The sequence below is a fragment of the Moorena sp. SIO4E2 genome, from assembly GCF_010671945.1.
Taxonomy (GTDB): Bacteria; Cyanobacteriota; Cyanobacteriia; order Cyanobacteriales; family Coleofasciculaceae; genus Moorena; species Moorena producens.
This window is the reverse complement of the sequence record NZ_JAAHIE010000144.1, coordinates 1-14,898: the sequence shown is the minus strand read 5'-3', so window position 1 is coordinate 14,898 and position 14,898 is coordinate 1. Positions and strand designations below refer to the sequence as shown.

The 14,898-nt window shown below is 43.2% G+C and carries 11 protein-coding genes; 4 read left to right on the top strand and 7 right to left on the bottom strand.

Annotated features, from left to right (window positions below; genetic code table 11):
* Positions 1-220: 220 nt before the first annotated feature.
* The 5 genes from F6K37_RS16575 to F6K37_RS16555 form a co-directional block, all read right to left on the bottom strand.
* Positions 221-1,711, bottom strand: coding sequence for an SLC13 family permease (locus F6K37_RS16575; protein WP_287251234.1), 1,491 nt, complete (start codon positions 1,709-1,711; stop codon positions 221-223).
* 195 nt (positions 1,712-1,906) lie between these two features.
* Positions 1,907-2,359: a cupin domain-containing protein gene (locus F6K37_RS16570; protein ID WP_008182370.1), complete on the bottom strand. Its 453-nt coding sequence runs from the start codon at positions 2,357-2,359 to the stop codon at positions 1,907-1,909.
* 682 nt (positions 2,360-3,041) lie between these two features.
* Entirely contained in the window at positions 3,042-5,582 is a 2,541-nt protein-coding gene (lon, locus tag F6K37_RS16565; RefSeq protein ID WP_287251232.1) for an endopeptidase La, read from the bottom strand.
* Positions 5,583-5,737: 155 nt separating this feature from the next.
* The gene (locus F6K37_RS16560) at positions 5,738-6,214 is read right to left on the bottom strand and encodes a nucleoside deaminase (RefSeq protein ID WP_071107245.1); all 477 of its coding nucleotides are present in this window, start codon (positions 6,212-6,214) and stop codon (positions 5,738-5,740) included.
* Between the two features lie 284 nt (positions 6,215-6,498).
* Positions 6,499-6,642, bottom strand: a complete 144-nt coding sequence (locus F6K37_RS16555; RefSeq protein ID WP_008182374.1) for a hypothetical protein — start codon at positions 6,640-6,642, stop codon at positions 6,499-6,501.
* A gap of 406 nt (positions 6,643-7,048) precedes the next feature.
* On the opposite strand from F6K37_RS16555, the gene F6K37_RS16550 reads away from it, so the two are divergent.
* The 3 genes from F6K37_RS16550 to F6K37_RS16540 all read left to right on the top strand — a co-directional run bounded on the left by F6K37_RS16550 (position 7,049) and on the right by F6K37_RS16540 (position 12,647).
* The gene (locus F6K37_RS16550) at positions 7,049-7,675 is read left to right on the top strand and encodes a Uma2 family endonuclease (RefSeq protein ID WP_008182377.1); all 627 of its coding nucleotides are present in this window, start codon (positions 7,049-7,051) and stop codon (positions 7,673-7,675) included.
* A gap of 227 nt (positions 7,676-7,902) precedes the next feature.
* Positions 7,903-9,318 carry a UDP-N-acetylmuramoyl-L-alanine--D-glutamate ligase gene (gene murD, locus F6K37_RS16545; protein ID WP_287251230.1) on the top strand — a complete coding sequence of 472 codons (1,416 nt, stop codon included), beginning with the start codon at positions 7,903-7,905 and terminating at the stop codon, positions 9,316-9,318.
* A 41-nt stretch (positions 9,319-9,359) separates the two neighbouring features.
* Positions 9,360-12,647 carry a patatin-like protein gene (locus tag F6K37_RS16540; protein WP_287251229.1) on the top strand — a complete coding sequence of 1,096 codons (3,288 nt, stop codon included), beginning with the start codon at positions 9,360-9,362 and terminating at the stop codon, positions 12,645-12,647.
* A gap of 46 nt (positions 12,648-12,693) precedes the next feature.
* On the opposite strand, the gene F6K37_RS16535 is transcribed toward F6K37_RS16540, so the two are convergent.
* Both F6K37_RS16535 and F6K37_RS16530 read right to left on the bottom strand, forming a co-directional pair.
* The gene (locus tag F6K37_RS16535; protein WP_154659748.1) at positions 12,694-12,831 is read right to left on the bottom strand and encodes a hypothetical protein; all 138 of its coding nucleotides are present in this window, start codon (positions 12,829-12,831) and stop codon (positions 12,694-12,696) included.
* 19 nt (positions 12,832-12,850) lie between these two features.
* On the bottom strand, positions 12,851-13,258 hold the full coding sequence (locus F6K37_RS16530; RefSeq protein WP_287251228.1) for an ArsR/SmtB family transcription factor: 408 nt from the start codon (positions 13,256-13,258) through the stop codon (positions 12,851-12,853).
* Between the two features lie 565 nt (positions 13,259-13,823).
* Between F6K37_RS16530 and F6K37_RS16525 the strand changes: the two genes are divergently transcribed.
* Positions 13,824-14,898, top strand: a 1,075-nt coding sequence (locus tag F6K37_RS16525) for a hypothetical protein (RefSeq protein ID WP_502887752.1), incomplete at its 3' end; no start/stop codon positions are given.

Sequence of the window (14,898 nt, the reverse complement as noted above, 5' to 3'; positions counted from 1 at the left end):
CTCACCAGCACTATCGGGACGGTAGATATCCGCATCCAGCCGCACTCCATCCCGTGTTACCATTGATGCTGTTTCTTGTTTAACCTTCAACCTTCCAACCTTCAAGCTGTCACCTCTAACAAACCTTCAACCTTCCAACCTTCAACCTTCCAACCTTCCAACCTTCCAACCTTCAACCTTCCAACCTTCAACCTTCTAACCTGCAACCTGTAACTTATAGTCACCCCAACATAGGGATAGCTACAAAATTCATCAACAAACTTACTAAAATCACCCCCACTATATTTAAAACTAATCCTACCTTAGCCATGGTAGAAATTGGAAAATATTCCTGAGAGTAAACAATGGCATTGGGACCAGTTGCGACTGGCAGCATAAAGGCGAAGGAAGCAGAAAGTGCGGCGGGCCACATCAACAAAGCAGGTGAAACATTTATAATCGATGCAGCAGTAGCTAAAATAGGCATGATCAGAGCCGTGGTTGCTATATTCGAGGTAACTTCTGTTAAAAATGTCATAAATACACAGATGCAAACTACCATCAAAACCGTTGAAAGTCCCTGCAATCCGATTTGTAAATTATCCCCTAGGAATTGAGATAATCCTGACGCAGCAAACCCTTTAGAAATTGCAATTCCACCCCCGAATAGCAGCAATATTCCCCAAGGAATTTTTACAGCGGTTTCCCAGTCTAGGAGGTTTATTTTATCCCCCGTCTCTGTTTTCACAGGAAGTATAAACATGATCACAGCAATTAGGGCAGCCACACTGGAATCATGAACAAAGTTAGCCACCCCCAGATAGGTTGCCCAACCAGTTAATGTAAAGGAACCGATGGTGATATCTGCCCTAAAAATCCACAACAATGCTGTTAACCCAAATAAAATGGCAACGTATTTTTCTCCCTGAGACATTTTTACCAGTTTCTGGACTTCTTTGTCTGGAATATTAAAATAGTCTGACGATAAAGTGTTATTATCAAGCTTTACTGTAATTTTCGTTAAATAGATCCAAGTTAACAAGATAAATATAAAAACAGCTGGCACTCCCACCATCATCCATTGATAAAATGTAATCGGGGTATTGTCTGGAAAATTTTCTTTTAATTGTGCCAGAAATATCAGGTTAGGTGGCGTCCCGATCGGGGTGCCAATCCCACCAATATTAGCGGCGTAGGCAATTCCCAGCATTAGCGAAGTTCCCAGAGTTTTACCTACATCAATTTTGGGATTGACAAGAGCCGTTTGTTCGATGATAGAGATAGCTATTGGCAGCATCATCAAGGTTATAGCTGTATTGGATATCCACATCGACAATACTGCTGTTGCTAGCATAAATCCCAAAATTAACCTGGTCGGTTTGGTACCAATAATGCTAATAATGTGGAAAGCAATCCGCTGATGTAGGTTATATTTTTCAACCGCTTTAGCAATAAAAAAAACTGTCATAAATAGCAAGACTACATCAGAAGCATAGGCGGAAGCAACCTCTTCAGCAGAAATAATTCCTAAAAAGGGAAATAAACCCAAGGGAATAATGGATGTGGCGGCAATCGGGATAGTTTCAGCAATCCAAAAAACTGCCATGAGAAGGGTTGATCCTAGCATTCTCACAGCAGTTGGTGGTAAATTTTCAGGGAATAATGCTGGAAAAAATGAAAGGAGCCAGCATAGGGTAAAAATACTAACTCCTAGGTAAAAGCTTTTTTTCATCAATAGGACTTACGCAGTAACTCTACTTCTATTAGTAAGATGCTTTCTTAACGAAGCCTACACTATAAGTGAGTTTGGAGTCCAGTTTTCCGTAAGTCCTGTTATTGCTGGATTGAACAATTCTGGGATTTTACTAAATACGAATTTATTAACAGTTCCAGATATCCAGCTATTTAATTATTCAACATAAATTATTCAGCAAGCTACCAACACATCTTGACGCCCAAGCACTCTCAAATCCTCTTCATCGAATTCAACCGGTGTACCACTGCGAACCAGTTCAGCAAAGTCCTCATTAGGCACCATCCAGCACAGGGTATATAAACGCTCAGTCCCAGTATTTCTAATTTCATGAATTCCTGTAGGCGGAACTAATAAAGTATCTCCAGTCCGCAGCGTAACGATTTTGCCATCACAGCTAGCTAGCCCTTGACCCTTGAGGATATAGAACATTTCTACTCCAATTTTATGATAATGGAGCGGAGTCTTTCCTCCTGGCTCAAAAATCTCTACACAAAATGTTATTGAAGCATTAGCACTGTCTGGATCAAAGACAATAGCTAAGCGATTTTTATCTTGGGGACTAATACGATAAGCTTGGTAGTCTTTGGGAGATCTAACTACGGGAATCATGCAACGATTATCCATGGTTGATTTATTACTGTTGAGGGTTGACTGTTGAGAAGTTAATTGAGAATTTAATTAGTTAAGTGCTTTGAGACTTGTTGGAGAATCTTTGAAAACTCAAAGCCAAGGATTGGTTAGGATTATAAGTGGTAACTTTTATTCAATAATTTTAGTCAATAATCTAGTAAGATAGTGGCAGCATAGTCTTTGAATAGCTGTAGTTTAGTTTATCTACCAATCCCTAGCTCTTAAATTTAAGATTATCTAAATTTTTTGGGGACGATTCACTTACATTCGGTAGAGTTTGTAAAGAAATATGAAATAGCCCTTGAATTCCCCTACACCCCACAGCCTATACTCCACATTTTTTTTGGGGCGATTGATTTACATCTGAGACAGTTTGTAAAGAAATATAAAATCGCCAGTGAATTATCCTAGATCCCACAGCCTATACTCTAACTCAACCAGCAATCTCTATTTGTTTCTAGGTAGGTAATAAATAGGGGTAGGTACTTAATCGGTAGGGGGTTGACAAAATTACCTTTTACCTGATTGTTTTTAGGGTTTTCCATGGCGTCGCATCAGATAATCCAAGATTCGGTCTAATCTTTCGACAGCAGCATTAGTCGAAACCTGTTGTTTAGCGAGTTGTTCTTGTAGAGCCGTGCATCGCTCGATACTTGGAGTAAGTGATCCCTTGGATTCAATTACTAAACATCTGAAACAGTTTAGTTATCCTGTGATGACCATCCCGTGAATCTTGATGAGATTTTACTTCCTGTTGCTGGAGTAGGGCATTCTCCAACACTTGTTCAATGCGATCGCATAAAATAAATTCCATTTGGCTACGCACATCGTCCGGCACGTCAACTAGGTCTTTCTGATTCTGTTGCGGTAACAGCACTCGTTTGATACCAGTCCGGTGCGCTGCTAACACCTTTTCTCGCACTCCACCAATGGGGAGTACTTCACCACTGAGGTTAATTTCTCCGGTCATGGCAGTATCCGTGCGTACCGATTGATTCATCAACAGGGATGCGATCGCTGTTACCATAGTTACCCCTGCAGAGGGTCCATCTTTGGGAATTGCACCGGCTGGCACATGGAGGTGTAAGCCATTATCTTTGAATGCACTCAAGTCAATTCCCACAGATGCAGCATGAGACCAGACATAGGAGCGAGCAATCTGAGCCGACTCCTGCATTACTTCCCCAAGCTGACCGGTCAGCATCAAGTCTTTACCCTGGGGTAAAAAGACAGCCTCAACAAAGAGGACTTCTCCCCCTTGGAGAGTCCAAGCCAGACCTGTGGCTACTCCAGGTTGTGTAGTTTTGCGGATCTGTTCGAGCAGAAAGCGCCTTGGTCCGAGTGACGCTTCCAACTGTTCCGGATAGATTGCCATTGGCTCAGTTTTACCATTGGCATACTGAACAGCAACTTTGCGGCACAGAGTCCCTAGTTGTTGCTCTAGTTTTCTTACTCCTGCCTCACGGGTGTAGTTTTCAATCACCTGGCGTAGGGTTTCTGTGGGTAGTTGCACAGCATTAGCTGGCAGTCCTGCTTTTTCGATCTGTCGAGGCAATAGATATTTCTGAGCGATCGCAATTTTCTCCTGTTGGGAATACCCGGATAATTCAATAATCTCCAGCCGATCTATGAGGGGAGGGGGAACACGAGATAGGTCATTAGCGGTACCAATGAAGATAATCTGGGACAGATCGAAGTCCAAATCCAAGTATAGGTCTCGGAAACTATGGTTTTGCTGCGGATCAAGGATTTCTAGTAAAACAGAGGCAGGGTCACCACGATAGTCCATGCCGACCTTATCCAACTCATCAAGCATAATCACTGGGTTCTTCACCCCAGCTCGATATAGCGCCTGTATAATCCGACCTGGCATAGCACCGATATAAGTGCGACGGTGACCCCGTAATTCTGCCTCATCCCGTAACCCACCCAGGCTGACTCGCTCGAAGGGACGACCCAAAGCATGAGCAATCGAGCGACCTAGACTGGTTTTACCTACCCCCGGAGGACCAGCAAAACAAATTACTGTACCGATGGTGTAGCGCTGATCTAGTTTCTGTGGCTGTTCAGCATCCCTTGTTTCGAGATCCTGCTGAGTCCAAGCCATTTGTTTGAGCTTGAAGGTAGCTAGGTGTTCGATAATACGTTCTTTAATTTTGGTCAGGCCATGGTGATCCGCATCAAGGACTTCCCTAGCATGTTGCAGATCCAGGTTGTCTTGCACCGTCTTGTTCCAAGGCATCTCTAACAACCAGTCGAGGTAAGTGCGAATCACTCCACCTTCTGCCGAGGCATTCCCAATACGTTCTAAGCGAGCTAATTCTCGTTTCGCTTGCTTTTGGGCAGTTTCCGGTAATTGGCCTTCCTTGATCCGAACCCGCAATTCCTCAATTTCCTGACTATCGGGATCCAGCTCACCTAATTCCTCTTGAATTTGCTTCAGTTGCTGGCGCAGGAAGAATTCCCGCTGCTGCCCCTCAATTTCCTTTTTCGTCTCTCCCAGAATTTCTCTACGCAGGCGCTGGACTTCTACCTCCTGCTTCAAATCCGCCAGCATTTGACGCAAGAGCATCTCCAGGTTTTCCTCCTCTAACACTGCCTGCATTTCCGGAACATCCTGCTGTAACAAGATGGAGGTCTGGTAAGCCAACTGCGCTGGCTCATCGCTATGCAATAAGACTGCTAGAAGTTCTTCAGGGAAGTTGGAATTTAACATAGCAGCCTCTTGCCAAAGGGATTGAATCGCACTAGTTAGGGCTGCTAGGGTCTGTTGTTCTGTTCCTGCTGCGATCGCTGTTTCTGTAGTAACTTGAGGCAGGAGTTGATAGTTAACAGTGTAGGTGGGTTCGGTCTGAATTAATTGCTCAATTCGGACTCGCTCGAGACCTTCAATGATCAGTTGGACTGGTCCGATGGGTAGTCGGCTTATTTTTTTGACCACAGCCAGGGTAGCAACCGGATAGATCTCGTCGAGGCTATTAATTTCAGCTTTTTCGTCTTCTTCCAGTTTCCCCTGGGCTTCTGGGCGAATCGCAGCCACAATTAGCTGCTTGTGCTCAGTCAGCATAGTTGACTCAGCTACTGCCACAGAACGACGCCTACCTGCTACGATTGGCAGCGTAATCCCTGGCAGTAACACAATGTTGCGCAGGGGAAGTAGTAAGCTGGTTTCCAGCTGTTTCTCTTGCCTGGAAAATACGCTAGCAGTGATATCCATAAAACCTTCCTCTCCCATCGATTCACGTTCTGCCTTTCGCCATCTCCGGGATATTTTGGTTGCAGGGAGCAGGTAAGCAATCTCAACAGCTCACTTTAGCCTGTATTTCAATTTTATGGTATTTTTTTTATGTTTATATAGGCTAAACCCTATTATTAATATTCTACCTTATCGATTTTTTCTTGCCATTCTTGGAAAGCTCTTAAGGCTTCATCCGGCATCAATTGAATTATTGGGAGTTTGCGATCGCTTATCGGCAAGTCCAATTCCTCGTAAATGAACTGGTCATCAAATCCAATTTGAGCGGCATCAGCTTTAGTATTGGCATAGTAAACTTTGTCTAGCCTAGCCCAGTAGATCGCCCCGAGGCACATCGGGCATGGCTCACAGCTAGTATAGAGTTCGCAACCGGTCAGTTGAAAAGTCTGTAAGACCTTGCAAGCATCACGGATAGCTACAATTTCAGCATGTGCGGTGGGATCATTAGTGGAGGTGACTTGATTATGAGCTTTGGCAATAATCTCTCCATCCTTGACAACCACTGCTCCAAATGGACCTCCCTTTCCAGAGCGAACGCTGATCACAGATAGAGCAATTGCCTCATTCATAAAGCGACTGTTAGGCTGTGTCATGAATTTCCATGGTTTAGAATTTTCGCTTTGCCATGATAGCTCAGTCGTCAGGAGCGCAATTTTTAAGAAGGTGGGTTACGGCGCTTTTAAAGACTGATTGATCATCGCTCAAATCCTGGCCGCGCCTAACCCACCCTACTGGGCTGACATCTCTAAAAATGTAAGTTGGCTTGAACGAAGGGAAATTTGAAGAAGGTGGGTTACGGCGCTTTCAAAGACTGATTGATAATCCCTCAAATCCTGGCCGCGCCTAACCCACCCTACGCAATATCTAGGGGTTTGCCTTAACCTCGTGTCATTTTGATGTGCTCCATAATTATCTGCTTCTTAGCCTCTGAATATAAGGAAGGCTGCTCCTGAGGCAGTTCCGTAGTTTTCTGCAGGTGCTCCATGATTTTCTGTTTGCGTTGTTCTTCTGAAGTAGCCATAGTTAATATGTTGAGAAATATTGTCTTACATTAATTTATGTTAAAATTTATCGGATCAAATGGCAAGCTCAAATCCCCATCTTCCCCTAAGGCTTGAAGCTGCTGGAGTTTTTGGGGTGCTAAACCCAGCATCTGTTGAGCTTTGTTGATCTTTGATATAATGTATAGTTTTAAATCCCATACCGAAGTTCTTCTCAATCAGCTGGTGGTTGCGATTGCGTTCGCGAAGCGGTTCTTTTGGAACATTGAATTGTCCACAATCCCTGTCAAAAAATTTTTTTCTCAGCTTGATAGAGAGGATGCTTAGCAGTTATCAGCACGTTGTAACTTCCCCAATTGATAACTGCTATAGAGAGTAATTATATAATAAAAAAATGACCTATTATTAGCTTCGGAGACCAAACTAATGGTAGTGACAAAACCGAGAGCAGATCGGGTGGTTTTACATAACATTTCCTGGGAACAGTTTGAAAATCTGCTGCTGGATTTAGGTGACCATCGCTCTGCTCGTTTAGCCTATGATTATGGTACCATTGAGATTATGACTCCCTTACCTGAACATGAATATTATAAAGAGGTGATTGGTGACTTAGTTAAAGACCTGGCAGATGAACTAGATTTGGACTACGAAAGTTTAGGGTCAACAACCTGGCGGCGAGAGAGTAGCTTAGCTGGGCTAGAAGCAGATAATTGTTTTTATATCCAAAATGAAGCGGCGATTCGAGGCAGGTTGGACTTAGATATCAACCAAGATCCCCCCCCAGATCTCGCTCTAGAAATTGATATAACTAGTAAATCACTGCCTCGTTTGCCAATCTATTCTCGCTTAGGAGTCCCAGAAATCTGGTGCTATGATTCTGGCAAACTAACAATTTACTTACTGCAAGAGGGTGAGTATGTAGAACAAGCAAAGAGTAGGGTTTTTCCTGAGTTGCCGATTCAAGAGCTTCCTAGTTTAATTGAGCGCCATCGGGCTGATGGTAGGCGGGCAATTCGGCGAACAGTGCGAGATTGGGCAAGGAACTATTTTTAAAACATTCGAGATTTTTGGATAATATTTAAGTCATATTAATGTCAAGTAATAAAGAATTATAGCGTTAATCATACTTATAAGATAAAGTCAAGTTTATTCCCCCTACTCCCTACTCCCTACTCCCTACTCTCTAAAATCCCAAGGGCGTAAGTAACTTACCCAAGTTAAAACCCCTATAACTGGTATAGTTAAAACGGCAAACCATCAGATGCACTACCAATCAAAGTATGCCTAAGGCTGATGTTATTGGATTAGGACGGTCAGGTCTTGCAGCCGCAAGACTCCTAAGAAAAGAAGGTTGGGATGTCACTCTCAGCGATGCCGCTAGCCCTGAACGCATCGCTGCACGTTATACCCCAGAAGACTGGCAACACCAACAACAACAGCTTGCCAGAGACGGAATTAACCTTAAACTGGGTTATTCCCTAACCCTAGACTCTTCAGACTTACCCCAGCTAATTGTAGTTAGTCCTGGTGTTCCCTGGGATATACCAGTGTTAGTTGCGGCCAGGACCCAAGGCATTGAAACCATAGGGGAAATTGAACTAGCTTGGCGTTATCTCCAATCCTGTCCATGGGTAGCTGTTACTGGTACTAACGGCAAAACTACTACCACCTCCCTGATTGCTGCTATTTTTCAAGAAGCTGGTTTCCATGCCCCCGCCTGCGGTAACATCGGTTATGCGGCTTGCGAACTCCTGCTAGCACCAGAAATCAATGGCAAAGCCCAGGAAACATCCCCAATCGATTGGGTAATTGGGGAAATCAGTAGTTACCAAATCGAATCTTCCAAAGACCTTGCTCCTCGTATTGGTGTCTTGACAACCTTGACCCCTGACCACCTCAGCCGCCACAAAACCCTGGAAAACTATTATGACATCAAGGCATCTTTACTGCGTCGCTCCCAGTTACAAGTTATCAATGGGGATGACCCTTACCTGGGTAATTTGGGCGTAAACTACTGGCCTGATGCCTATTGGATCAGTATCACAGGTGGTCAGGGGGACAGGAATTTTCAACCTTGGGCTTACATCCAAGATGACTGGGTGATAGCAGACTCAGAACCGATCTTGCCAGTGAAATCCTTACAGATGGTCGGAGATCACAATCGACAAAATTTATTAATGGCAGTGGCAACAGCACGATTGGCAGGAATTGAGAAAAATGCGATCGCATCCGCCATTGCCAAGTTTCCTGGTGTGCCCCATCGCCTAGAAAAGGTGATTACCTGGCAGGGGATAGACTTCATCAATGATAGTAAAGCCACCAACTATGATGCGGCTCAAGTCGGTTTAGCCTCAGTAGCTGCACCGACTATTCTAATTGCTGGTGGTGAAGCCAAAGCTGGTGATGATACCAGTTGGATTGAGACCATTAAACTCAAAGCAGCGGTTGTCTTACTAATTGGTGAAGCTGCACCTGCTTTTGCAACACGCCTTAAGGAAGCTGGCTACTCCAGTTACGAAATTGTGGAAACTATGGCGAAGGCAGTACCAAGAGCAGCAGAACTAGCTCAACAGTATAATAATGCGGGTGTTGTCCTGCTCTCTCCCGCCTGTGCTAGCTTTGACCAATACCAAAGCTTTGAACATCGGGGGGATGATTTCCGCAGGTTGTGTCAGCAGCAGTTCAGTACTATTTAGCTAGTAACTCACGGTAACGTCCCTAATTGGAGAGCCATGTTATGTCTAGCCAAAACTTTCGCAAGCCAGAATTTAGCAGAGAACTGCGCTTAGGACTAGTGGTTTATGGTGGAGTCTCTCTAGCCATTTATATGAACGGTGTTTGCCGAGAATTTTATAATGCTGTTCGCGGTCGAGGTATCTATAAACTTGTTAAAGCTCTCACCGATTCTGATATTGTTGTTGATATTCTCTCAGGCACGTCAGCGGGAGGGATTAATGGGGTTCTGCTTAGCTACGCTTTGACCAATAGTAGTCAGGATGAAGTAATCGATTTTGAAAACTTTGCCCAAATTTGGCGGGAAAATGGCAACATCCGCAAGCTCATGCATCAACCTAGCCTTAGTCAAGGTAAAAATGATGGGGAATCTATTTTAGATGGCAAGGGCTACTATCAAGATGCCCTAGCTAAAGCCTTTGAACAAGGGCAGATTAATAAAAAGAAAGCACCCTCAGACGAGTGGGTATCTTCGTTTAATGAATTAGATTTATTTGTGACAGGAACTGATGTTATAGGACGGGTTGATACCGTTTTTGATGATACCGGACGGGTGATTGATCTTAAAGACCACCGCACTATCTTTCATCTCAAGCACCGTCAAGGTCGCAAAGAGCCCTTTAATCCCAATTTAAACCCAAACCATTCCACTGTCAAAGACACCTATCAAGCTCTGGCAAAACTGTGTCGCATTACATCGTGTTTTCCAGTTGCCTTCCCTGTAGTTACCGTTGAGTTAGATAATCCTAGCAATCAGGTCGATGCCAAGTTAGTAGAATGGGGAATCCTTAACAATCGCAAGTTACCGGAAACCCCTCCAACCGGTGGGTATCAATTGCACTTTGTGGATGGAGGGGTGCTAGATAATCGGCCTTTCAGTTATACCATCAAAGAAATGTATTATCGTGCCGACTATTATCCAGTTGAGCGCAAGTTATTTTATATCGATCCCAGTCCAGATAATTTTGCTGGCAGCCAAAAGTTTAATCAGATGCCAAAGCCTGATGTCTGGGAGGTGATCCAGGAGTCGTTGTTAGGAATACCGACCTATGAAAGTATTAGTAATGATTTGGGGTTAATCAAAGACCGTAACCAGAAAATCCAGCGCTACCAGTCTCTACTAGCAGATGCGGAATCCCCCTTATTTGCTAAGGCTGACAACTCCCAACAGACAACGCTCCCAGTTGAGACGGGAATTTATTGGCGTAGTCGTCTGATTAGCTTACGCGATCGCACATTACCTCTAGTCTTGAGAATGTCTCAAGTCAGTAGCACCAAATCTTACCAAGAAACCTTAAACAAGCAAGTCCTTTTAGATCAAATAGCTAAGCTACTGACGCAACACATTACTGAACCGGAAAAACGGGAAAATCACGACATTATTCTCCAAGACCCTAGTCAACAGATTAGCAATCTCGATATCGAATATGCCTTAAGGAAGCACTTCTATATCGTTAAAAAAGTTTGTCAGTTGATGAATCAGGATCCATCATTATCAGAGTATAAAACGCTCCAATCCCTAGCCTTAAGGCTAGGTCGTCACATTAAACTCCTAGAAGTCCTTAAGATGGCATTAACTAAGCTGTTGAATCATCCCCAGGTTAGTCAATCCTTCTATGACCTGATATCATCCTTTCAAACGAATCAAAGTTCAGAGTCTACGGATAATCTGCGTAGTCAGATTTACAACCGTCTACTCCGGTTATACCGTTTCTTGCTCGATGCTAAGGGGCTAGCAGAATTTGTACCACAAAACCATCAGCAATCTTATTTAGAAAAAGTCCCAGCCTATTTATTGCAAAAATTACCAGAAGCAGCAGAACAATTAGCTGCTAAATCTGAAACCCAGACAGTTGGAAAAACCACCATGGACTGGTTGCCCCAGCCACTAATTTCCAGCATTTTTGAACAATTTCAGCAAAAAGTTAATCAACTAGAGCAAGAACCAAATCAACTTCAAAAAATCTGGCTTGCTGAAAAATATAAAGATAACGATAATGAAAATAATGGAAAACAATACTCCTCCGTTTTGTGCAAGATAGAGGAAGCATCAGAAAAATTCATTGAACTAAGTGGGCTAAATCAGTCTGAAGAAATATTGACTCGTTTTAAACGATTTCGAGAACTCGATCAAGTTCTGTATCCCTTTGAGTATCTATCTGAAATTGAGGAAAAAGACCTGATCGAGACGATTCGGATTAGTCCAGATGATGCTCAGCTAGGTTTTGGTAAAGGGCAAAAATTAGATAGTAAACTCGCGGGAAATACCTTAAATGCTTTTGGCGGTTTCTTTAAAAAGTCTTGGCGTTCCAATGATATTATGTGGGGGCGCTTAGACGGATTAAACCGGATAGTGGAAGCTTTACTTACTCCTGAAGGTATTGCTAAGTTTCCTAATTTTTTGAAACGACAAGCTCAAGAATATAACATTCCTGAAGCGGGAGAAGAATTTGATCAGTTTAAAGAACAGTACTTAGATTTTTTAATTCAAGAGTCTTTCCCTAACGCTACGGCTGATCACCAGGATAAAATTAAAGATCATCTACGTAAGCTGGCAACTCCTAATCCAGATCTTTCTGAAGCTGATATTAAAACAATACTGGATGATTTAGTCTTGGAAGGACATCGTGATATTCTCAGCACTGACCTACAGAATGTGATTGAAGATGAAATTTCTGAACAACTAGAGTGGAGTAACCAGCGAGTTCAACCTGCTGCTCCTAACGATAGTCTAACCACAAGTCAAACCACAATACCCCAGTATAGTCTAGTTGAGGGTAGTTTTAGTGAAACCATTAGTCTACTAGCAGCTCAGGAATTAGCTAGGAAAAGCATTGACTCCTTACCCCAGGGTAAAGAAAAGTTCTTTCTCAACCATTACCAGGTGGGTTCAGAGACATTCTCAAATGATATTCCCAGTACTATCCTCACAAATCTCGCTACCCGAGCTGCCCTGATTCTGCGAGATATGCTGATCACTGTATTAGGCGATCGCACTCCAGGCTTCGGTAGTAGTTTGATCTATCAAGTCTTGAATAAATCCTTAGAACTATTTTATTGGTGGCAACAGATTAGCCAATCATCAGGGATTAAAAAGGGTGATGGTAGTCGCCAGAAGTTGATTTCCCGGGTAGTGCAAGTAGCCTTGTTGCTGATTGCTATCCTGTCTGTGGTTATTATAATATATCGGTCATGGGTATGGTTTGCGATCGCATTTCTTACTGGGGTGTTGTCTTGGCTTTTAGGGAATCCTTGGAAAGCTATAGAAGAGCGATTAATTATCAAGGATTAATTATCAAGTATGTGTGCGTTGACGTAGCGATTCTCCTTTCGAGACACTACGTCAACCCATAGCTGTTTGCCCCATCTCCCGCTAACCCTTTCGGGCAAAGCCCGACGCTGCGCGAACGGGTATAACGGGAGGGGAATTGGAGTTGAATGATGGGCAATAGTTCGGGAGTAATCACAATTACCAATTACCAATTACCAAGGTCACTAAAAAGATTGCTGCATCGCTTTGAGTTGCTCTAGCTGTTGATGTTGTTGCTCTATTTGCAGTGACAGGGAATCACACACTAGCTCACATAGCTCAAAGATAAAGGGATTAGCTATTTGGTAGAAGACATTGATTCCTTGTTGATTGCGAGTTACAATCCCTGCTTTAGCCAGGATTTTTAAATGCTTGGATACATTGGCTTGACCTAAGCCTGTTTCTTCGATAATTTGACTAACATTTTTTGAGCCGGACTTCAGACAACAGATAATCTGCAAGCGACTTACTTCAGATAAGACTTTAAAGAAATCAGCGATCAGGGTCAAGGAAGTAGGGGATAACTGGGATATCTCACAGTCTGGAGGTTGCTCAGTCCTCAGAGAGGATTTTGGCAAAGAACTTTTAAGCATAATAGATTGGCTGACAGTGGGAATCAAGACTAGGCTTTATCTATTATATTATTATACGGTAGTCTTAGGGAGTAGGGAGTAGGGAGTAGGGAATAGGGAGTAGGGAATAGGGAATAGGGAATAGGGAATAGCGATTTATGAATTTATTACTATCTAATACTACTAATAAAAAACCGTATTTTTACCTATATAAACCCTTGATTAATTACAAAAAAAACGCTTTAAAATAAATTACTTAAATCATAAAAATAATAGCTAAAATACCATCAATACAAAAAAAATAAAGATACAATAAAAAACAGGGGTTACTGATTAATGGAATGATTGAGAGTAATTGATAATTGGTAAGCTGTTGCCCATTTAAATTGGATATTATTCAGTTATAAAAATAACCCCCTGCTCCCTGCTCCGAAGTCCCTGCTCCCTGCTCCGAAGTCCCTGCTCCGAAGTCCCTACTCCCTACTCCCTACTCCCTACTCCCTACTCCCTAAAACCAAATATTTTGTAGCTCACCCCACAAGAACACTACCTAACAATTATATCATGTCCTAAAGTCAAAATAAAAATGTCTAGGGATTTCCGGCTTCGTACTCTCAAACCTCAATATGAACAACTTTTTGCGACTTGTCAGCTCAGGCGAAACTGCCTAGAGCCAACTGGCCGCATTGCTCAAGAAATCCTCCAACGGCAAGGAAACTACAGATTAGTAGAACGGCAAACGGGGGTGCCTTGGTGGTTTGTCGGAATTTTACACTATCGAGAGCTGGACTTTCGAGACGCTCACCTGCACAATGGCGATTCTTTAACTAATAGAACAATTCGCTACCCACAAGGACGACCCATTGCTCCACCAGCTAACGGACAAGGATACACCTTTGTTGAGAGTGCCATTGATGCACTGCGCTGGAAACAGTTCCACACTGCCAAAGACCACTCAATCGCAGCAATGCTATGGGGGTTTGAGCTGTGGAATGGTTTCCGTGATGCTAAGGGGGGGAATAATTCCGAGTACCTCTGGAATGGCACCAATCACTTTAGTAGCTCACAGCATTGGAATCAATCCCTGGTAGGCAACAGTAATGACTCCTATGGTCAAGGGCACAAGATCGGAGCAGCAGCAATTGTTTGGTATCTGTATTACCAAGGAATGCTCGATCAACCGTTAGAGTTTGCCAGTCCACAAACTTCTGTTAATTGGCAACAGCCAACCAACACCGGATCAATTCAGTTCCTGGATCTGCTCAGAGGTTATGGGAAACTACCTCATCAAGATGCAGCACTAGCTTGGCTGCAACAACAGCAATCGCCATCAGTGCTCACTGAATTTGCTCGTCGCTGGCAAGATGATGCTGATCGCAAATTAGTGTCTGTGGGGAAGTCTGCTGTTGTACAACTCCCCAATGGCACTCAGTTACCGACTAATGTTGTACTTCCGCAACAATCTAAGACACCAGACAGTCGAGGCACTAGCCCACAGACAGGGATTAGGCTAAGAGTACTGAGCGATACTGTGTTTAAAACAAGCACCCAACAGTCCTATCAGCTGAAAGACTCACAAAAAGTTTTCGTCAAGGCAAACACTGAGTTTGAGATTACATCGGATCAGCCAGCAGAGAATAAGCATATTCAGGTTGTCCTGG